Below are 20565 nucleotides of genomic sequence, written 5' to 3' on the forward strand. Positions count from 1 at the left end.
CAGCACAAGGCAATAGGAGGCCTTTGCGGACACAGCCCGGATACCCGCCAGCGGTGAAATGGCTCTCGACCGGGGAAGACTCCCCACCGCATGAACACTCGCAGGAGAGATGCCATGACCACCAAGACTTTTGCCATCGCCGCCTTGTTTGCCTTGTCCAGTTTGGGCGCCATCGGTGCCCAGGCAAGCCCGCAACCGATGCAGGACAACGTGATGCAATACCGCTATGGCGATCATCTGGATATCCAGAAAGTACTCTCTACCCAGGACGACCAGGCCAACGCCTGTGGCGTGGTCACCACCCGCATGGATTACCTGGACTCCCACGGCCAGCGTCAGAGCGTCGAGTACCGTACCTACGCCACCGGCGGCTGCCATGAAAATTGACCGGCGCATGCTGATCAAGATCGGCGGGTTGGGCATGGGACTGGTTGGGCTTGGCCTGGCCGGTTACCTGGCGGCGCGGGACGGGCAGGGCGCCATGCCTTCGCTGGCCGGCGCCAGCCAGTGGCTGAACTCGGCGCCGCTGGATGCCCCGGCGCTCAAGGGCAAGGTGGTACTGGTGGATTTCTGGACCTGGGATTGCGTCAACTGCCAGCGCAGCCTGCCCTATGTCAACGACTGGTCCCGGCGCTATGCCGACCAAGGGCTGGTGGTGATCGGGGTGCATACGCCGGAATACGACTATGAGCATGACCTGGGCACCCTGCGCCAGAAGGTGGCCAGTCTAAGCATCGGTTATCCGGTAGCGGTGGACAACGACTACCGGATCTGGAACGCCTGGGGCAACCAGTTCTGGCCAGCCCATTACTTCATTGACCGTCAGGGACAGGTGCGCCATGTGCATTACGGCGAAGGCGGCTATGACGGTCAGGAGAAGGTGATACAGGCGTTGCTGGCTGAGTGACCGCGTATCTCGGGGGCGCTTGGCGCCCCTTTTTCATAGGGCTTTCTGCCGCTCGCGCATGCCCGCCATGCACTTGAGCAGAAAACCGATGGTCACCGCACTGGCTGCGGTGATAAAGATCGAAGGCTTTCCGGTCACCTGCAACAGCATCGAGATGAACGCTGGCGCAACTGCAGCCGCACTGGCCAGCGTGATCGGCACCAGTGGGGTGAACTGGCCTTGGGGGTCGTTGGTGGCGATGGCGCCCATGTAGTAGCTCAACGCCAGGGCCCAGCCGAAGTTCAGGATGAACAGCGCCACGAACAGGCTCATCGCGCTCGGTGTACCCCCGGCGAGCAGGACGATGGCCAACAGCACCAGCAACGAGCCAAGGCCGATCATCGGCCCGCGGCTGACCCGTGCCCCCAACAGGCTCGGCAGACCCGAGCCAGGCAGGCCACCCAGCACGCCCATGCCGAATGCCCAACCCACCTCCACGGCGCTCAGGCCTTGGTCATGCCCCAGCTGATCGAGGAAGCCCCAGACGCTGTAGATCGCCAGTTGCAGGAACAACATACCCAACAATGAGTAGCGGCCGATGCGCGCCGAGCCCTGACCGCTGGCGGCCAGCACAGTGCCGCGGGTCACGGCCTGGCAGACCGGCAAGGCGATGCAACTGACGCTGATCAGGCCGAACCAGCCCGCCATCGAGGCGATTGCCAGCGAACTGCCGAACGCTTCGGCCACCAGCGGCAGGGTGGCGGCTGAGAACGCGAAGATGCCTGTCTGCAGGAACAGCACCAGGCCAAAGGAGCGGTCCTGTCCCGGCAGGCGGCCGAGGTCGTTGAGGGCATTGGCGTACAACAGGCCCCCGCCAATCCCCGCGAGCAGGCGCCAGGCAAGTACCGGGGTGAAGCTGGCGCTTTGCGCCGTGAACAGATTACAGGCCAGCGCCAGCAGCGCGGCCAGCAGATAGACGCGGCGCTGGCTACCTTGCCGAGCCAACAAGGGGCTAAGCAGGGTACCCAGGACCAGGCCACCCATTTCCATGGCGATCACCAGGCCTTGCTGGCTGAGGGAAAGGGCCAGGCGTTCGGCCAGCAGGCCGATGAACATGGGTTGGACGCCAATTACGATGATGGCCGTGCTGGCGATGAAGATCAGAGAAGCACGCTGGAGCCGGGAATTGTTGTTGTGCATTGTGGGGTCCCGATGAATGAAATGGCTGATGCGTGTCGCAGTGGAGCGCCCCGCAGCCCGCGCGTTGGCGCGACACTGCGAAGCGGCTTGGGACGAAGGGCCTGCGCTCAGGTCAGGGCGCGGCTCAGCTGGTCATGGGTGACTTGGCCGTTCATCAGGGTCAGCAGAACCTCGGTCTTGCCGATCTGGTAGCGGTCCAGCTCGAACAAGTCCTGCTCCAGGATGATGATGTCCGCGCGTTTGCCTTCGCTGATCGAGCCGATCTCTTTCTCCAGGCCCAACTGGTAGGCGCCATTGATGGTGTAGGCGGCGATCAGCTGGGGGATGCTCAGCTTCTCGTGGATGTCCGGCATCACCGGGGCATCGGGCTCGCCCGCCAACTGCCGGGTATGGCCGGACTCGATGTGCTCCACCGGTCGATGCTGGCAGCGGCACTGGCAGGCCAGGCCGTCCATGCCGATGGACACGGTCACGCCCTGTTCGATGAAGCTGCGGAACTTGTACATCGAGGCCCAGCGCTGCGGGCCATAGGACTTCTGAATCGCCTGGGTATAGGCGTCGACCACACCCCACTGCAGCTGGGTATTGGCCATCACGCCGATGCGGCGAAAACGCGGGATGTCGTCCGGGTGGGTGAGGAACGCGTGGGTGATCACATGGCGACGGTCACGTGGCGGATTGCTCGCGCTGACACGCTCGAACACATCCAAGGCCATGCGCACGGCGCCATCGCCCACGGCGTGGACCATCACATCGATGCCGTTGAGGTCGGCCTCGCGCACGTGCCGCTCGAAGGTTTCCTCCGGCATGGTGGTGCTGCCGCAGCTGTGCGGCTTGTCACAGTAGGGCTCGAGCAGGTAGGCGGTGTGGTTCATCTCGGTGCCGTCGAGCATCAGTTTCAGTGCCTGAGCTTTGACCAGAGGGCTTGCGTACTCAGCGCGCAGGGCCTTGAGACTGGCCACCGGGTCCGGGTCGGTGCCCATGTCGATGTAGCTGCCGACCACCCGGAGCTTGAGGCGTTGCTCGTCTTCCAGGCGCATCAGGGTCTGGTACAGCAGCGACTGATCGCCGCTCGGGTCGAGGAAGCCTGCGTCGAACACGGTGGTGATGCCGGCGGCGACCAGTTTCTCCTGCCACAAGGCGATCGAGCGCAGGTACAGATCGATGCCGACGGGCAGATAACCCTGGTCGCTCAGGCGTTGCATCAGTAGCGAATAGGCCGCGCCATCGACGATCAGGCCGGTGGGTTCGCCGGTGTACAGGTCCTTCTCGAACCAGCTGGCGCCTTCTTCCACCGGTGGCGTGTCACGGTCGATGCCTGCCAGCTCCAGGGCTTTGGAATTGACCCACATGGAATGGTAGTCGGTGGACAACAGGCACACTGGCTTGTCGGCACAGATCGCGTCCAGGGTTTCGCGGCGCAGCATGTCCGCAGGCACCAAGGCCTGGACCCAACCCATGCCGGTGATGGCCTTCTCGTTGGGGTTCTCGTCCACGTAGCGCTTGAGCGCAGCCAGCACCTGATGGGGGTCTTCATGGTTGACGAAGGCCTGATGGGCGAAAGCGGTGGTGGAGAAGTGCCAGTGGGATTCGACGAAACCTGGCAGCACCAACTTGTCCTGGGCGTCGATCATGCGCGTGGCAGGGCCCTTGAAAGCCAGCACGCTGCGGTCGTCGCCGACATGCACGATACGCTCGCCACGCACCGCCACGGCGCTGGCCCAGGGGCGGTGCGGATCGACGGTGTAGATACGGGCGTGATGGATGATCAGGTCGGCATGTTCAGTCATGGCGGTACTCGTTGGGCTGGGCGAGGGAGGGCCGCGGACGACAGGCGAGGGTAGGCATTGCAAGGCTCCCGCTGGTTGTTGTTGTCGGGCAGGGTGCGGCCGGTACGGCGTGGTCAGTCGATCACGTGGAAATATTTTTTAATCCAGAAAAAGTTTTAGTCAATAAAATTTTTAATCGAATGAGTTTGCCGTTATGCTGGGCGCCCACCCGCCAACGCCAGCCAGGAGAGCCATGAGCGGATTGCGCGAACAACAAAAGGCCCTGCGCCGCCAGGCCATCAGTCAGTCGGCCCTGAGCCTGTTCGAGAGCCAAGGGTTCCAGACCACCACCATGGAGCAGATCGCCCGTTCGGCGGCGGTCTCGGTGCCTACGGTCTTCGCCTATTTCGGCAGCAAGCAGGAGATCCTTCTGGAGAAACTGCGCGAGGCGGATCACCGCGCCATCAGTGCTGCGCGCCGTCGTATTCCAGAGCTCGACGACCCGATCGACACCATTTGCTATTTCGAGCGCTGCCTGACCGAGTTCGCCTTCGAGGTGCTGTCGCCTGCGTTGTGGCGCGAGATCCTGCCCCAGGTGATTGCGCTGCTTGGGCCTGATCAGTCGGCGTTGCCTGCGCCCTACAAGCGGGTCAACGATGCGTTGGTGAGCGAGATCGCTGCGCTGTTGGACGAGCTGCGCGGGCTGGGCAAGTTACGCGCCGATCTGGATGTCGACTATGCCGCCTTCATGCTCAACGACTATGGGCACCTGCAACTGCTGCGCCTGTGCCGCAGCGAGCCCATGGACCTGGAGCGGTACTGGCGCGAGGTGCGTGAATCGACTGCGTTCATGGTGCGGGGGATGTTGCCCGCCTGATGACGTGTAATCTGCTTCGCGGGTACGGCGATGTACCCGCGAGCAGGTACCTCACCCCAGGCGTGCGAAATGCGCTTGCATGCGCCCGGCATCGGCGGTGCGGCCGGTGAACAGCTCGAATGCCTTGACTGCCTGGAATACCGCCATGCTGCTGCCATCGAGCGTGCGACACCCCAGCGCCCGGGCATGGCGCAGCAGCTCGGTTTCCAGCGGGAAATAAATGATTTCGGCTACCCACAGCCGGGCATGCAGCAGCGCAACGGGCAGGGGTGTGCCGGGCAGCTTGGCCATGCCCACCGGGGTGGTGTTGACCAGCCCGTCCGCGGTGGCCATGACGGCGGCCAGGTCCGTGCCGAGTGATGCCCGGCCTTCGCCGAAGCGGGCGCTGAGGTTGCCCACCAGCGCCTGGGCGCGCGCGCTGTCCACATCGAACAGCACCAAATGGCGTACGCCTTCACCAAGCAGCGCATGAGCCACCGCCGAGCCCGCGCCGCCGGCACCCATCTGTACCACCTGGTCACGCGCCACATCCGGCAGGCCCCGGCGCAGGCCTTCGGCAAAGCCCAGGCAGTCGGTGTTGTGGCCGACCCGCTTGCCATCTTTGAGCACGACAGTGTTCACCGCACCGATGCCTTCAGCCTCTTGCGACAGCTCATCGAGCAGCGGCAGGATCGCCTGCTTGAACGGGTAGGTGATGTTGAGGCCGGTAAACCCGATGCGCTGGGCCGCATCCAGCAGGCCGGGCAAAGCGCTGTCATCCAGGCCCAGCTGGTCGGCGTCGATCAACCGGTACAGGTAGCGCAAGGCTTGGGCGTCGCCCTCGTGCTCGTGCAGCGCCGGGGTCCGCGAGGCTTGGATACCACGGCCGATCAGCCCGGCCAGGACAGTGTTCGGGTTCATCCGCGTGGCTCCTTGAGCAGTTGGGCGAAATGCGTCAGGGCCAGGCGGTAGCCGTGGCTGCCAAGACCGCAGATCACGCCCACGGCGATCGATGACACGAAGGAGATGTGACGAAACGGCTCGCGCTTGTGCACGTTGGAAAGGTGCACCTCGATGACTGGCAACTCGCTCGCCGCCAAGGCATCGCGAATGGCTACCGACGTGTGTGTCCAGGCGCCGGGATTGATCAGAATGCCGGCACAGCGTCCGCGTGCGGCGTGTGTCCAGTCGATCAGCTCGCCTTCATGGTTGGTCTGGCGAAATTCGATTTCCAGGCCGAGCGCGCGTGCGCAGTCGGCACAGCCTTGGGCCAGGTCGGCGAGGGTTTCCTCGCCATACTGGTCGGGCTCGCGGGTGCCGAGCAGGTTCAGGTTGGGGCCGTTGAGCACGAGGATTCGGGGCGTCATGGCGGGGCATCGCTTTGTTGTTTTTGGATGCCTCGATATATGTACCACCTGGTTAGTTTCGTCAATTTCCTTTGTTTGCCCCGCAGCGAATGTGTGCGGTTATCGAATAGTGTCGTCCTTCGGCCTCCCTTTCAAAATTGTAATTTTGCCGCCACCGAGCCGATAGGCGGCGCTCTTTACAGTCCCTCGCCATGCTTTCCGACGCTTGCCGACGAGGACTTCAAACGTGCCGCGCAACCGGTTCACCCCCCGCAGTACCGCCTTGTTCTGTCTACTGCTGGCTGGCCTCGCTGCGCCCAGCCTGCGCGCTGAGCAGCGCCTGAGCCTTCCCCAGGCGATCGAGGCCGCCTTCGCCCAAAACCCCGACCTTGCTGCCGCCGGCCGCGAAATCGGTATCGCCGAAGGTGAGCGGCGCCAGGCGGGGCAACTGCCCAATCCAGAGTTGTCCTGGGAAGCCGAGGACACCCGCCGCGATACCCGAACGACCACCGTGACCCTCAGCCAGGCCCTGGAACTGGGCGGCAAGCGCGGCGCACGCATCGACGTGGCCGCCGCCGGCCAGAGCGTCGCCCAGCTGGAGTGGGAGCGCCAGCGCAATGGCCTGCGTGCCGATGTGGTGCAGGCCTTCCATGCCGTCTTGCGCGCCCAGACCACCCTGGAGTTGGCGCAGCAATCTCAGGCCTTGACCGAGCGCGGCCTGCGGGTCGTGCAAGGGCGGGTGAAGGCGGGACAGTCCTCGCCGGTCGAGGCCACCCGCGCCCAGGTTCAGCTGGCCCAGGCGCAGGCGCAGGTGCGCCGTGCCGAGTCGCAGCGCGTCGTCGCCAATCAGTCTTTGGCGCGGCTGACCGGCAGCCCGCAGGCAGCCTTCGCTCGCCTGGATACGAGCCAGCTGTCGCCGGGCCCGGCACCTCGCGCCGAGACCTTGCTCGAAAAGGTGTCGCAAACCGCCGAGTGGCGCCTGGCAGAAGCGCAGATCCAGAGAGGGGAGGCGTCCCTGGGCTCGGAAAAAGCCAAGCGCATCCCCGACCTGACCGTGAGCCTGGGCAGCCAGTACAGCCGTGAGGAGCGTGAACGGGTCAACGTGGTCGGTCTGTCCATGCCGCTGCCGTTGTTCGACCGCAACCAGGGCAATGTGCTGGCTGCCGCGCGCCGCGCCGACCAGGCCCGTGACCTGCGCAACGCCGTGCAGTTGCGCCTGCACAGCGACACCCGCAGCGCCGTCAGCCAGTGGGCGTCGGCAATGCAGGAGGTGCAGGCCTATGAGCGCACCATCCTGCCTTCGGCGCAGCTGGCTGTGGACACCGCCACCCGTGGTTTCGAAATGGGCAAGTTCGCCTTCCTCGATGTGCTCGATGCCCAGCGCACGCTGATCGAGGCACGTGGGCTGTACCTGGACGCCCTGGCCTCGGCAACCGATGCCCGTGCTCAGGTCGAGCGCATCTACGGCGACCTTGGCGCAGACCGTTGACCGAGGCCTGCCTCGCCCGTCTGCACCGATGCCATCGGCAATACCTTTAGGAGCAACCATGCACAACACCCGCAAGCTCGCCATCCTGGCCGCTGCCATCGCCGTGTTCGGCCTGGGCGGCCTGGCCTGGACCCAATCCATCGGCCAGGCTCCCCAGGACTCCCAGGGCGAAAAAAACCATGCCCATGACAGCCCGCAGCAAGACGATGGTCACGCGCATGCCGAGGCTGGCGATGAGGGACATGAGGAACAGGAGGGCAGCCTGCACCTGTCCGCCACCCAGATCGAAGCTGCTGGTGTGCAGTTGGTCGTTGCCGCGCCGATGACCTTGGGCACCGCTATCAGCTTCCCTGGCGAGATCCGCTTCGACGAGGACCATACCGCTCATGTAGTGCCCCGTGTGCCCGGGGTGGTGGAATCGGTGCACGCCGACCTGGGCCAGCCAGTCAAGCGTGGACAAGTCCTGGCGGTGATCGCTAGCCAGCAGATCTCCGACCTGCGCAGCGAGCAGCAGGCCGCCCAGCGCCGCGTGGAACTGGCGCGGTTGACCTTCAAGCGCGAACAGCAGTTGTGGCAGGAACGCATCAGCGCCGAACAGGACTACCTGCAGGCCCGCCAGGCCTTGCAGGAGGCCGAAATCGCGCTGACCAACGCCCGGCAGAAAGTCGCCGCCGTCGCTCCGGCCGGTGCAGGCAATCGCTACGAGCTGCGCGCCCCCTTCGACGCCGTGGTGGTGGAGAAGCACCTGACCGTCGGCGAAGTGGTCGATGAGACCAGCAACGCCTTCACCCTCTCGGACCTGAGCCGGGTCTGGGCCACCTTTTCGGTCACCCCGCGTGACTTGGGCCGGGTCACGACCGGGCGGACGGTCACCGTGAGCGCGCCGGATCTGGGGGCTCAGGTCCAGGGCCAGGTCAACTATGTGGGCAGTCTGCTGGGCGAGCAAAGCCGCGCAGCCACTGCCCGTGCCACCTTGGCCAATCCCAACGGCGCCTGGCGTCCGGGGCTGTTCGTCAACATCGCGGTGAACGTCGAGCGCTTCGACGCCGCCGTGGTGGTGCCAGAGGCAGCGCTGCAAACGTGGGAGGAACAGACCGTCGTGTTCGCCCGCACCGACGAGGGTTTCCAGGCCCGCCCGGTGAAAACCGGCCGACGCGACGCAGGCCAGGTGGAAATCACCGACGGCCTGGCGGCCGGCACTCAGGTGGCGGCCGCTGGCAGCTTCGTTCTCAAGTCTGAGCTCGGCAAGGGCTCGGCCGAGCACAGCCACTGACTGGGGACTTCTTCATGTTCGAACGCCTGATCCAATTTGCTATCGAGCAGCGCCTGGTGGTAATGCTCGCGGTGGTGCTGATGGCTGCCGTCGGCATCAACAGCTACCAGAAGCTGCCGATCGATGCGGTGCCGGATATCACCAATGTCCAGGTACAGATCAACACGGCCGCGCCCGGCTATTCGCCGCTGGAGACCGAGCAGCGCATCACTTTTGCCATCGAGACCGCCATGGCCGGCCTGCCGGGGCTCAAGCAGACTCGCTCGCTGTCGCGCTCGGGGCTGTCCCAGGTGACGGTGATCTTCGAAGACAGCACCGACATCTTCTTCGCCCGCCAGTTGGTCAATGAGCGCCTGCAAGTGGCCCGCGAGCAGTTGCCTGACGGCATCGAAGCGGCCATGGGGCCGATCTCCACCGGGCTGGGTGAGATCTTCCTGTGGACCGTCGAGGCCGAGCCAGGGGCGCTCAAGGACGACGGCACGCCCTATACGGCGACTGACCTACGGGTGATCCAGGACTGGATCATCAAGCCACAACTGCGCAATGTGCCGGGCGTGGCCGAGGTCAACTCCATCGGCGGCCATGCCAAGCAATACCTGATCGCTCCGGACCCAAAACGTTTGGCGGCCTACAAACTCACGCTCAACGATCTGATCGGCGCTTTGGAACGCAACAACGCCAACGTCGGCGCCGGCTACATCGAGCGCAACGGCGAGCAACTGCTGATCCGCGCCCCGGGTCAGGTGGCTTCGGCTGAGGACATTGCGAACATCGTCATTTCCAGTGTCGACGGCGCGCCGATCCGCGTGAGCCATGTCGCCCAAGTAGGCCTGGGCCAGGAGCTGCGCTCCGGTGCGGCCACCGAGAACGGCCGCGAAGTGGTGTTGGGCACGGTGTTCATGTTGATCGGCGAGAACAGTCGCACGGTGTCCCAGGCGGTGGCGCGCAAGCTGGCCGACGTTAACCGCACGCTGCCCAAGGGGGTGATGGCCGTGACGGTCTACGACCGCACCAACCTCGTGGAAAAGGCCATCGCCACGGTCAAGAAGAACTTGGTGGAGGGCGCGATCCTGGTGATCGCGGTCTTGTTCCTGTTCTTGGGCAATATCCGCGCGGCGTTGATCACCGCGATGGTCATTCCGCTGTCGATGCTGTTCACCTTCACCGGCATGTTCAGCAACAAGGTCAGCGCCAACCTCATGAGCCTCGGGGCCTTGGACTTCGGCATCATCGTCGACGGCGCGGTGGTGATCGTCGAGAACGCCATCCGCCGACTGGCCCACGCCCAGCAGCGCCACGGCCGCATGCTGACCCGCGCCGAGCGCTTCCATGAGGTGTTCGCTGCCGCCCGCGAAGCGCGCCGGCCGCTGATCTATGGCCAGCTGATCATCATGGTGGTGTACCTGCCGATCTTTGCCCTGACCGGCGTCGAGGGCAAGATGTTCCACCCCATGGCGTTCACCGTGGTGATGGCCTTGCTGGGGGCGATGATCCTTTCGGTGACCTTCGTGCCTGCGGCCATTGCCCTGTTCGTCACCGGCAAGGTCAAGGAAGAAGAGGGCGTGGTGATGCGCACCGCCCGCCAGCGCTATGCACCTGTCCTGGCCTGGGTACTGCGCCAGCGCACGCTGGCCTTCGCCGGTGCCGCCTTGCTGGTGGTGTTGGCCGGGGCATTGGCCAGCCGCATGGGCAGCGAGTTCATCCCCAGCCTCAGCGAGGGCGACTTCGCCCTCCAGGCCTTGCGGGTACCGGGTACGAGCCTGAGCCAGTCGGTGCAGATGCAGCAGCGCCTGGAACAGACCATCATCGCCCAGGTGCCGGAGGTGGAGCGGGTATTCGCCCGCACTGGCACTGCCGAGATTGCCTCTGACCCGATGCCGCCGAACATCTCCGATGCCTATGTGATGCTCAAGCCGCGCGAGCACTGGGCCGATCCCGGCAAACCGCGCGAAGCGCTGATCGCCGAAGTACAGCGTGCCGCGGCCAGTGTGCCGGGCAGCAACTACGAGTTGTCCCAGCCGATCCAGTTACGATTCAACGAGCTGATTTCCGGCGTGCGCAGCGATGTGGCGGTGAAAGTGTTCGGCGATGACATGGACGTGCTCAACCGTACCGCCGCGCAGATCGCCGCTAGCTTGCAACAAGTGCCGGGCGCCTCCGAGGTGAAGGTGGAGCAGACCACCGGCCTGCCGGTGCTGACCATCGACATCGATCGCGACAAGGCTGCCCGTTACGGCCTGAACGTGGGGGATGTGCAGGACGCCATCGCCATCGCCGTCGGTGGCCGCACCGCCGGTACCCTGTACGAAGGCGACCGACGCTTCGACATGCTGGTGCGCCTGTCCGAAACATTGCGCACCGATGTCGACGGGCTGTCGGGCCTGCTGATCCCCGTTCCGGCCAGCAGCGCCGCGGGAGCTGCGCAAATCGGGTTCATCCCGCTGTCGCAGGTGGCCACGTTGAATTTGCAATTGGGGCCGAACCAGGTCAGCCGTGAGGATGGCAAGCGGGTGGTGGTGGTCAGCGCGAACGTGCGTGGCCGTGACCTGGGTTCGTTCGTCGAACAGGCCGAGCAACGGCTGATCGACGAGGTGCAGATTCCAGCGGGCTACTGGACCCGCTGGGGTGGCCAGTTCGAGCAGTTGCAGTCGGCGGCCGAGCGCCTGCAGGTGGTGGTGCCGGTTGCATTGCTGCTGGTGATGGCGTTGCTGCTGATGATGTTCAACAACCTCAAGGACGGCTTGCTGGTGTTCACCGGCATCCCGTTCGCCTTGACCGGCGGTGTGTTGGCGCTGTGGCTACGGGACATCCCGTTGTCGATTTCCGCCGGGGTCGGTTTCATTGCGTTGTCCGGTGTCGCGGTGCTCAATGGACTGGTGATGATCGCCTTCATCCGCAACCTGCGTGAGGAAGGGCGCACGCTGCATGCGGCGATCGAGGAAGGGGCACTGACTCGCCTGCGACCGGTACTGATGACCGCTCTGGTGGCCTCGCTGGGCTTCATCCCCATGGCCCTGGCCACCGGGACCGGCGCCGAGGTGCAGCGGCCGCTGGCGACCGTGGTGATTGGCGGCATCCTGTCTTCCACCGCCTTGACCTTGCTGGTGCTGCCGGCGTTGTACCAGTGGGCACACCGGCGTGAGGAGGCGGCTTGAGCCGCTCCACACGCCGCACTTTGCTCAATCGCTAGGGCATTGCGCGCGCAGGCTGGCGCTCGCCGGCGTCCTCGTGAAGAGAGATCCGCGAGGTCTCCGGCAGTGCCAAGCCACCCACCAGCGCCACCAATGCGATCACCACCAGGTAGAAGGCCGGCGCCAGGCTGCTGCCGGTCTGGCTGATCAGCCAGGTGGCCACCAGCGGCGCGGTGCCGCCAAACAGGGTATAGGCCACGTTGTAGGTGATCGCCGAGGCGGTGTAGCGGGTGCGGGTGGGGAAGGTCTCCGACAGCAACGCCGCCGTGACCACGCCACTGAGCAAGGCACCGACGGCAAGCAGGATCACCCCCAGCAACGCGCCGGACATCGAGCCGGAACTGGCCAGCCAGTAGGCCGGGAATACCGCCACCATCACCCATAGGCAGGTGAAGCCGATGGTCTTGCGCCGCCCGACCCGGTCGGAGAAGGCGCCGGCCAGCGGGCAGCCGACCGCGGCGAACAGCAGCGCCACGGTGGTCACCAGCAGCGACTGGGCGCGGCTCAGGTTGCCGACCATCTGCAGGTAGGTAGAGAAGTAGGTGGTGAACATGTAGAACGACAGCGCGGTCAGCGAAATGAACGCGCCCAGGTTGCGGATCGCCCTGCCGTGGTGGCGCAGGGTTTCCTTGAGCGGCGAGTGGCTGTGTTCCTTGCCCTCGGCCATGGCCTCGCGAAAGGCTGGGGTTTCCTCCATCCGCCAGCGCAGGTAGAGGCCGACCAGGCCTAAAGGCGCGGCGATCAGGAACGGAACACGCCAGCCCCAACTGCTCATGGCCTCGGGGGTCAGGCTCGCCTCCAGTGTGTAGGCAATCACTGCCGCGCAGGCGAAGGCGGAAAAGGTCGAGACCGGCACGAAGCTGCCGTAGAAGGCCCGTTTGTCCTGCGGTGCGTGTTCCATCAGATAGGCGCAGGCGCCGGCGTACTCGCCGCCTGCGGAAAAACCTTGCAGGCAGCGCGCCACGGTTAGCAACAGCGGCGCCGCCAGGCCGATGCTGGCGTAGGTCGGCAGCAGGCCGATCAGAGTGGTTGAGCCGGCCATCAACAGGATGGTCAGCGACAGGATGCGCTTGCGACCCAGCCGATCGCCCAGCGCGCCGAACACGATACCGCCCAGCGGTCGCAGGGCGAACGCTACGGCGAATACGGCAAAGGTCTTGAGCAAGGCGACGCTGGCATCTTCGCCTGTGAAGAACAGGCTGGCGATCAGCGTGGCGAGAAAGCCATAGACGGCAAAATCGAACCATTCGACGAAATTGCCGATGGCCGAGGCGGCGATCACCCGACGCAAGGTGGCGGGGGATACCTCATGGGGTACGGACATAGGGATGTTCTCCGGTCTTCAAAGGCAGCCTGGGCGCAAGTGCCGTGGTCAGGCCACGGCATCGTTGTTGTGAAGACCAGTAGAACGGCAGGTGGTAGGGCGCGCTTTTTCGTGGGCGACATCGGGATACCTGTTTTGGCCTGCAGGACGCTGGAGAGCGTCCTGTGCAATCGAGACGGCTATTGGCGGCCGACTTTCCAGGGGGCGTATTCAACGACCGCATGGTTTTCTGCAGGCGCCTGCACCTCCAGCATGAAACTAGGCATGTCACGCAGGTCGAGTTGCATGCAGCGACGGCTCAGGTCGGCTTGCAATTGCCCATCCAGGCGAAAGGCATCGGTTCGCTGCGGTACAGGGGCCAGATCAACCAGGCAACCGGTGACTTTGCCCTGGGCGTCGGCCTGGTAGCGGATGACCGCCTGGCCTACGCTGTCGACGGGTTGCTCACGCATCAGTTGCTGCCAGAAAAATGCCTTGCGCGCTTCATGGATCCGCCAGGGGTGATTGCTGGCCAATGTCGGCCAGGGCGCGACTATCACGATGGGGGCAGTGATCTGGACGGTCTCTTCGCCTCCATACAGCTCGCTCGGCACCAAGGGATAAATGGTCTTCCAGCATTGCCGTTCGACTGCGCGGGCCAGAACCGGATAGGCGGAACGGACCACTTCAGCAGGCAGCTTGGCGGCGTACTCCGGTTTGCCGGGCTGGGTTGAACAGGCGACGGGGCGGGACTGGCGATCGAGGGTGACCTTGAGATCGACTGCCCCGCTAAGCTTGCCCTGGGTCGCGGTCGTTACGTCGTGGGCAAGGACAGACTGCATGGCCTCGATAAAGGGCTTCTCGGCTGGGGTGACGGTCGATGCCTGGCAGGCTGCGAGCGAGAGCATGCTTGCCCATAAACACAAGTGGAGCGGGTAGGCGTGTAAGAAAGCGGGTCGCACGGGAACATCCTTGGTCGATAGCCGGAGCGTTCATGCTCCGGCGTAGTGAGAGAGGCGTGCGGGATCTTAAAGGGGTTGAGCAATGGCGGAAAAATACAATGTGTATTGAGATTTTTCCGCCAGCTTTCGGTCCGCCGCTCAGAAGCGCAAGTCCATCGCCACCTCGACGGTACGCGGCGCGCCCATGTAGTACTGCCCGCCATACGCCTGTTTGGCATACAGCTCATCGGTGAGGTTGCGCACCCGAGCGGTGAGGGTGGTGTGCGCGTCCAGCCGATAGCGCGCAAAGCTGCCCAGCAACGTGTAGGCCGGCGCTTGCAGGGTGTTGGCGTTGTTGGCGTACACCGAGTCGACGTAGCGCACGTCCATCCCCGCCGACCAAGCCGAGGTGAAGCTATAGGTCAGCCACAGGTTGGCGACGTTGGCTGGCACGTTGACCGGGGTGTTGCCTTTGCGTGAGACCGACTGGCCGCCGGCCGCTTCGTTGAAGTCGTCGTATAGGGCATCGACATAAGCGTAGTTGCCCTCGGCCAGCAGCTTGGGCGTGACCTGCAGCCGCCCCGACAGCTCGATGCCGCGGGAAGTCTGCTGGCCAGCCTGGACCATCACGTTGGGGTCGTTGGAATCGCGCACGGCAAAGTCCTTGCGTACGATCTGGTACACCGCCACCGTCGCTGCACCCCTTCCGTCGAGGAAGTCGAACTTGCTGCCAGCCTCCCACTGCTCGCCCTTGGAGAGGTCGAACAGGCCAACGTTGGAGTACGTCGCTGCGGCCAACGAGCCGGCGGGCAGGTCGGCGGCGGTGCTGTACTGCATGTAAACGCTCGCAGCAGGCGTCAGCTCGTAAGTCAGGCCGATGCGCCCGCTCAACGACTCCCAGCGGCGCTCGAAGAAGGCCGGGCTGGTCGGCGAGACAGGACCATAGTGGGTCACTTGCATGTCCAGGTAGTCGTAGCGCAGGCCGGTGAGCAGGGCCAGGCGGTCGGTCAGTTGCAGGCGGTTCTCGGCGAACAGGGCGCGGTTGGTCACCTCGTTGTGACGCTGCTTGGTCAGGCCTGCGTTCACGCCGGGGATGTCATCGAAGCTGCCCGGGTCGAAATGCGCTGGATCGACGACATCACGCCAACTACCCGAAGTGGGGTAGAGGGTCTGGCGCATGCGCGAATAGTCCAGGCCCAAGGACCACTGACTGGCGAGGCCCAGCACTTGATCATCGTGGCGCAGTTCGATGCGGTCGCCCAGCAGACGCTGTTGGTGGCGTTGCAGGTAGGGGCTCGAGCGCACCACGTTACCTGCGTCGTTGTAGGCGTAGCTTTCGAGGTTGCGGTAGTCGCGCTGAGCGTTGTAGTGGTACAGGGTGTTCTGCACGCTCGTCGTGTCGCTGATCTGGTAATCGAGGATCGAACGCAGCCAACGAACCCGCTGCTCATAGCGGCCATCGGCGACGTTGTAGTTCTCGAAGCGCCGGCTGCGGTCGATCTTCATCGTGCTGCGCCCGGGCAGGATAGGCGAGCCCCAGTAGGGGCTGTCTTCCTTGTCCTGCTGGTATTCCACGGCCAGGGTGTGGGTGAGGTCGGGGGCAAGGTCGCTGAGCACGGAGAAGGCCAGGCTGTCGGTCCAGCGTTCGTTGCGGTCCATGTATCCGTTTCCATGGCCACGGCTGAAGTCCAGTCGGGCGAAATGCCGGGCGTCGGCCGGGTTGCTGGCCAGGGCCTGGTTGATGCCGAAGGCGACTTCCGAATCGTCGTAGCTGCCATAGCGCACCCGGCCGTCGAAGGTCTGTTCATCACGGCTGGCCAGCTTGGTGATGGTATTGATCGAGCCTCCCACGGCGCCTGTGCCATGCAGGAACGACGACGGCCCGCCGATCAGTTCGACCCGGTCGACGACCCAGGCGTCCACCGGCCGGGTGGCGCTGCTGTAGCCCAGGTTGATGCCGTTGTAGAGCTGGGTGACCTGGTTCTGGGTAAAGCCCCGGTAGGACACGAACCCACCGTAGCCTGGGTTGGCGGAGGCGTTCACGCCGGTCATGGTGTTGAGTACGTCCTGGGTGTCCTTGGCATCACGTTCCTCGATCACGCGGCGGTCCGAAACGCTCACCGAGGCTGGCGTCTGCCGCGCAGTCAGGCCCAATCGGGAGCCGGTCTGGATCGGCTCGTCCAGTTGCACGCCACTGGGCGCCTCGCGTTCGCCATCGATGGTGGTGGCGGTCAGTTCGACGGGGTTGGCACCCGCCCAGGCGTAGCTGCAGGTGCCCATCAGGAGCACCAGGGAAGTATTGCGGATCATGTTGTCAGGGATTCCACGCAAAGGTCATGGCTGGCCACGACCGTGCGCGAAAGCACCCGGTCGAGGTCAGGCTGAAGTTGCTGCTGCGAGGAAGTCGGAGGGGGAGGCGCGAGGGTTGAGGGCAGGGCGCAGGTAGCGCGGTGGCGGTTGCGCCCAGCTGCGCACCACGATCGGCGAGGGCGGGTTGCCCTGGGCCTGGGTGAAGGTCCAGGCGCTGCTGGTCAGTGGTACTGCCAGGGCAAAGGAAGAGCACACCGGGCAATCGAGCTGCGCCATGTGCGAGTCGCTGCCGCTGTCGCCTAGGTCGACGGCCGGGCCGTGGTCACTCGACAGCGAGCAGAATCCGCCTTCCAGCCCGGACAGGCGAAGGCCACTCATCTGGCCATGGTGCAGGCCGCACAGCAATAGGCTGAACAGGACGCTGGCATAGAGCGTCCAGGCGGTCAGCACACGTGTCCGGCGCAAGGTTTTCATGGCGGCGAATCTACCATTCGGATGAACGGTCGTGATGTGGTGGATTGTCGCAGCATGGCGCCCAGATGCTGCGCCGGCTCAGGCTGCCCGCTCCAGCGCATCCAGCAGATCGACGAACTCCTGGGACAATCGGTGCCGGGGCGCCAGGTGCACCAGCGGCATCGCCGCTTCATGGGATTGGCGCATCTTGATCGAACTGCTCAAGTACACCGGCAGCACCGGCAACCCCTCGGCACGTAGCTGATCGACCAGGGTCTGGTGCAGGGCCGTACGCCCGGCGAACTGGTTGACCACCACCCCTTCGACCACCAAGTTGGCATTGTGGTCCTGGCGCAGTTCCTCCACCTCCATCAGAACACTGCGTAGCGCTTGGCGCGAAAAACTGTCGCAATCGAACGGGATGAGTAGCCGCTGGGCCGCCACCAGGGCACTGAAGGTATAGAAGTTCAGGGCTGGGGGCGTATCGATGTAGATGCGCTCGTAATCTTCCGACAGCTCCACCAGCAATTTGCGCAGCTTGTTGATCTTGAACTTGCTTTCGAGCTTGTGCTGCAGGTCGGTGAGGTCCGGGCTGGCGGTGACCAGGTGCAGGTTGTCATAGCGTGTTTCGGTGATCGTCACGCGGTGCTTCTGGCCGGCCGCGGTGGCGGACAAGGTCTGGCGGAAGAAATCGGTGATGCCGGCAGGGATCGCATCGTGGGCAAGGCCGGTGAGGTAATAGGTGGCGTTGGCCTGCGGGTCCAGATCGACCAGCAAGGTTCGATAACCTTCGGCGGCGCTGGCGGCAGCGAGGTTACAGGCGATGCTGGACTTGCCTACACCGCCTTTGTGGTTGAACACGACACGACGCATGGTACTTCATCCCTGATAGGTTGCAGATCGAGGTCAATCCTATGACCGTAAGATGACAGTATTAAGACAAGACTTGTTACATGTCGGCCAGAGGCCCTGTACTAGAGCAGGTGCAGGCCTCAGGGTGCTTCACGATCATCGTGGATGTCCGAACCGCCCGAGGTCCCGGCGTCATCGACATCGCCGCTGTTGCCGGTGCCCGGGCCTTGGTCGCCCTTGCTGCCTTGGGAGGTGCCGTCGCCGCCGGTGTTGTCGGTGTCGTTGGCATCGGTGCCACCGTTGCCGCTGCCCATGGCGTCACCTGGAGTGCCAGAGCCCATGGCACCGCCGTCGCGATCGATGGTGCCGGTGCCGGGTATCTGCTCGCTGGGAGTGCGCACGGTATTGGCAGTGCCGGCCGCCAGCGCCAGAGGCGCGCTGGCGCCCAGGCACAGGGCAAGGCTCAATGAAAGCAGGTGTGGGTGTCTCATGGCACGTCTCCTTGGATCAGGTCTGCGTGCATTGGAACCCCCGATGTCAAGGTGGGTGCCGAAACCGCGACGGACGGTGTCCTCAGTCACTGGTCATCACGCGATTGCGCCCGGCCTGCTTGGCCGCGTAGAGCGCCCGGTCGGCGCGGTTGAGGGCTTCGCTGGGCGCTTCGTTGCTGTCCGCTTCCCAACGCGCCACACCCAGCGAGAGGGTCACCGCACCCACCGGCTCGATGGGGGTGTCCTGCACGCCCTTGCGCAGGCGCTCGGCCACGGCGAGGGCGGCTTGCAGGCTGGCGTCGGGCAGCAGCATCAAGAACTCTTCGCCGCCGGTGCGGCACAACACATCGCCTTCCCGGCAACAGCGGCGCATCAGTTCGGTCAGTCGACGCAGCACCTGGTCGCCCACCTCATGCCCATGGCCATCGTTGACCCGCTTGAAGTGGTCGATGTCCAGTGCCACGACGCAAAAGTCACAGGCTTCAGCCTCCAGCAGCGACAGGCTGAAGTCCAGGTGGCGACGGTTGCCCAGGCCGGTGAGCGGATCGGTCTGGGCTGCCCGGTTGAGCCGGCCGATGCGCTCCTGCAACAGGTTCAAGCCAAACAGCAGCGCTCGCTTAAGCTCGGCGGCTTCGAAGTACCAGGCCTTGACCCGCTGCAAGCCCTCGGCCGTTCCGGGACGGTCCAGGGCGCGTGCACTGGCGGCCAGTTGTTGCAATGGTCGAGTGATGGCCACGGTCAGCCACCAGAGCACCAGACAGCCCAGCAGGGCCAGCGGCGCGGAAATGCCGACCACATCGAGTATCAGGCGCTTGAGCGGGGCGACGGTTTGCGCCAATGGCTGCTGGGCAACGATGCCCCAGCCCGTGCTGGGCACGGTGGCGAAGCCCGCCAGCATGTCCACGCCGGTGCTGTTGCGCACCTGCTGCGTGCCATTGCCCAGGGCTTCCAGTTTATCGATCAACGCATTGCCTTGGACCACTGTGCCCACGCGCTCGGCATCCGGGTGATAGAGCAGGCGTCGGTTGCGATCGACCACATAGAGGTAGGAGCCATCCTTGTAGAAATGCTCGCCTAGCAGGCTTTTGAGAATGTTGTGCTCGCGCAGGTACAGCGTGCCGCCTACATAACCAAGGTAGCCACCCTTGGCGTCGAAGATAGGTTGCGATAGCACCACTACCAAGTTGCTGGCGGTGGAAAGAAACGGCGTCGACACCAACGCGTGCCGTTCGCGCAGTGCCTGGGTGGCGCCAGGGGTCTGCAGGCGGGCACCGATCATCTTGCGCAGCGGCGCCGGTGAAATGGCCTGCAGGACGCCTTGGGCATCGACCACGAACGTCGAGTTGAAGGCGCTGCTCTGGCGCAGCAGCCGTTGGGTTTCGTTCTGCATCGCCAAAGCATCGTCGAGCTGACGGCTCTGGACCGAAGCACTGAAGGCCAGTTGTTGCAGGGCGTTACCCAGGAACATCTCGGTGATCGAGGCCAGTTTCGCGGCGTACACTCGATTGGCTTCCAGCGCATGGTCGATCAGCAGCTGGCGCTGCACGCGGTAGCTGGCGAAGTAGCTGGTCAGCAGCATCACGGTGGCGGTGAGTGCCGCAAGTATGAGAATCAGCGTGCGCAGATCCAGGCGCAGGCCTTTCTTGGTGTGTGGCAATCCTGACCTCTTGGGCGGGGAAGAGAAACAACCTTACCTGTTACAGGGCTCAGTCGCAGCCGTTTTCACTCCTTGGAGGTTTCCAGCTCGCTCAGTTCGTCCTCGACCTGCTGCATGCGTTGCTCGGCCAGGGCCTGTACCTGCTCGTCGCTGGCGCTTTCGCGCATAAAGGCGGTCAGCTTCTCGCTAAGGCGCTTGCCTTCGTTGCTGTTCTCCAGCGCCTTGGCTTTCTGCGGATCGTGTGTGGCGGCGACGATGAGGTCGAATTCGGCATCGCTGAAGTGTTGTTCACTGTAGAGCTTGAACAGGTCCTGACGCTGGTCCTCGGCGGTGAGGTGTTTGCGCAGCACGGCCTGAATCTGTGGCTCGGACAACTGCGGATGCTTGGGTGCGAGCAGTGCGGCGATCTTCTCGATGTTGTGCTCGTAGGCTTCCTGCAGCGGCAGGTTGGCCAGGATCTTTTCTTCGCGGGTGGGTTTCTGGTCGCAGGCGGCGAGAGTGGCGAGCAGCAGCAAGGGGAGCAGCAGGCGAGGGAAGCGAGCCATGAG

18 protein-coding genes are annotated in these 20565 nt (G+C 64.4%); 6 read left to right on the forward strand and 12 right to left on the reverse strand.

The genetic code is table 11. The features are described 5' to 3' along the window. The first annotated feature begins 114 nt into the window (after window positions 1-114). Entirely contained in the window at window positions 115-387 is a 273-nt protein-coding gene (locus HMPREF3173_RS18515; RefSeq protein WP_043213683.1) for a DUF2790 domain-containing protein, read from the forward strand. Beyond that, complete coding sequence (locus HMPREF3173_RS18520) at window positions 377-907, forward strand: thioredoxin family protein (protein WP_070575403.1); 531 nt, start codon at window positions 377-379, stop codon at window positions 905-907. Before HMPREF3173_RS18515 ends, HMPREF3173_RS18520 begins: the two co-directional genes overlap by 11 nt. 33 nt (window positions 908-940) lie before the next feature. Here the strand turns inward: HMPREF3173_RS18520 and HMPREF3173_RS18525 are convergent, their stop codons facing one another. Further along, window positions 941-2086, reverse strand: coding sequence for an MFS transporter (locus HMPREF3173_RS18525; protein WP_070575406.1), 1146 nt, complete (start codon window positions 2084-2086; stop codon window positions 941-943). A 107-nt stretch (window positions 2087-2193) separates the two neighbouring features. Beyond that, a complete protein-coding gene (locus HMPREF3173_RS18530; protein WP_070575409.1) occupies window positions 2194-3876 on the reverse strand; it encodes an amidohydrolase in 1683 nt (560 codons plus the stop codon). Window positions 3877-4108: 232 nt separating this feature from the next. On the opposite strand from HMPREF3173_RS18530, the gene HMPREF3173_RS18535 reads away from it, so the two are divergent. Next, window positions 4109-4732: a TetR/AcrR family transcriptional regulator gene (locus HMPREF3173_RS18535; RefSeq protein ID WP_070575412.1), complete on the forward strand. Its 624-nt coding sequence runs from the start codon at window positions 4109-4111 to the stop codon at window positions 4730-4732. A 51-nt stretch (window positions 4733-4783) separates the two neighbouring features. Here HMPREF3173_RS18535 and HMPREF3173_RS18540 read toward each other — a convergent pair whose 3' ends face one another. Together HMPREF3173_RS18540 and aroQ are read right to left on the reverse strand one after the other, a co-directional pair. Further along, window positions 4784-5632 (reverse strand): shikimate dehydrogenase, encoded by an 849-nt coding sequence (locus tag HMPREF3173_RS18540; RefSeq protein WP_070575415.1) that lies wholly within the window; start codon window positions 5630-5632, stop codon window positions 4784-4786. Further along, window positions 5629-6078, reverse strand: a complete 450-nt coding sequence (gene aroQ / locus HMPREF3173_RS18545) for a type II 3-dehydroquinate dehydratase (protein WP_070575419.1) — start codon at window positions 6076-6078, stop codon at window positions 5629-5631. Before aroQ ends, HMPREF3173_RS18540 begins: the two co-directional genes overlap by 4 nt. 226 nt (window positions 6079-6304) lie before the next feature. Between aroQ and HMPREF3173_RS18550 the strand changes: the two genes are divergently transcribed. Genes HMPREF3173_RS18550 through HMPREF3173_RS18560 form a run of 3 tightly spaced genes read left to right on the forward strand, consistent with a single transcriptional unit; the run spans window position 6305 to window position 11974 of the window. Beyond that, entirely contained in the window at window positions 6305-7546 is a 1242-nt protein-coding gene (locus HMPREF3173_RS18550) for a TolC family protein (RefSeq protein ID WP_139146870.1), read from the forward strand. A 58-nt stretch (window positions 7547-7604) separates the two neighbouring features. After that, on the forward strand, window positions 7605-8819 hold the full coding sequence (locus HMPREF3173_RS18555; protein WP_070575425.1) for an efflux RND transporter periplasmic adaptor subunit: 1215 nt from the start codon (window positions 7605-7607) through the stop codon (window positions 8817-8819). A 14-nt stretch (window positions 8820-8833) separates the two neighbouring features. Further along, window positions 8834-11974 (forward strand): efflux RND transporter permease subunit, encoded by a 3141-nt coding sequence (locus HMPREF3173_RS18560; RefSeq protein WP_070575427.1) that lies wholly within the window; start codon window positions 8834-8836, stop codon window positions 11972-11974. A 31-nt stretch (window positions 11975-12005) separates the two neighbouring features. On the opposite strand, the gene HMPREF3173_RS18565 is transcribed toward HMPREF3173_RS18560, so the two are convergent. The 8 genes from HMPREF3173_RS18565 to HMPREF3173_RS18600 form a co-directional block, all read right to left on the reverse strand. Continuing rightward, a complete protein-coding gene (locus HMPREF3173_RS18565) occupies window positions 12006-13334 on the reverse strand; it encodes an MFS transporter (protein WP_070575430.1) in 1329 nt (442 codons plus the stop codon). 179 nt (window positions 13335-13513) lie between these two features. Further along, window positions 13514-14221, reverse strand: a complete 708-nt coding sequence (locus tag HMPREF3173_RS18570; RefSeq protein WP_070575433.1) for a hypothetical protein — start codon at window positions 14219-14221, stop codon at window positions 13514-13516. 192 nt (window positions 14222-14413) lie between these two features. Beyond that, window positions 14414-16564, reverse strand: coding sequence for a TonB-dependent receptor (locus tag HMPREF3173_RS18575; protein WP_070575436.1), 2151 nt, complete (start codon window positions 16562-16564; stop codon window positions 14414-14416). Between the two features lie 66 nt (window positions 16565-16630). Then, window positions 16631-17038 (reverse strand): DUF2946 domain-containing protein, encoded by a 408-nt coding sequence (locus HMPREF3173_RS18580; RefSeq protein WP_070575439.1) that lies wholly within the window; start codon window positions 17036-17038, stop codon window positions 16631-16633. A gap of 78 nt (window positions 17039-17116) precedes the next feature. Beyond that, window positions 17117-17890, reverse strand: a complete 774-nt coding sequence (locus tag HMPREF3173_RS18585) for a ParA family protein (protein WP_070575442.1) — start codon at window positions 17888-17890, stop codon at window positions 17117-17119. A gap of 119 nt (window positions 17891-18009) precedes the next feature. Beyond that, the gene (locus HMPREF3173_RS18590; RefSeq protein ID WP_139146871.1) at window positions 18010-18360 is read right to left on the reverse strand and encodes a hypothetical protein; all 351 of its coding nucleotides are present in this window, start codon (window positions 18358-18360) and stop codon (window positions 18010-18012) included. An 82-nt stretch (window positions 18361-18442) separates the two neighbouring features. Further along, window positions 18443-20017, reverse strand: coding sequence for a sensor domain-containing diguanylate cyclase (locus tag HMPREF3173_RS18595; protein ID WP_070575448.1), 1575 nt, complete (start codon window positions 20015-20017; stop codon window positions 18443-18445). A 65-nt stretch (window positions 20018-20082) separates the two neighbouring features. After that, window positions 20083-20562, reverse strand: a complete 480-nt coding sequence (locus HMPREF3173_RS18600) for a hypothetical protein (protein WP_070575478.1) — start codon at window positions 20560-20562, stop codon at window positions 20083-20085. Window positions 20563-20565: the final 3 nt, after the last annotated feature.

The sequence above is a fragment of the Pseudomonas sp. HMSC08G10 genome (assembly GCF_001808425.1).
GTDB classification, from domain to species: domain Bacteria; phylum Pseudomonadota; class Gammaproteobacteria; order Pseudomonadales; family Pseudomonadaceae; genus Aquipseudomonas; species Aquipseudomonas guariconensis.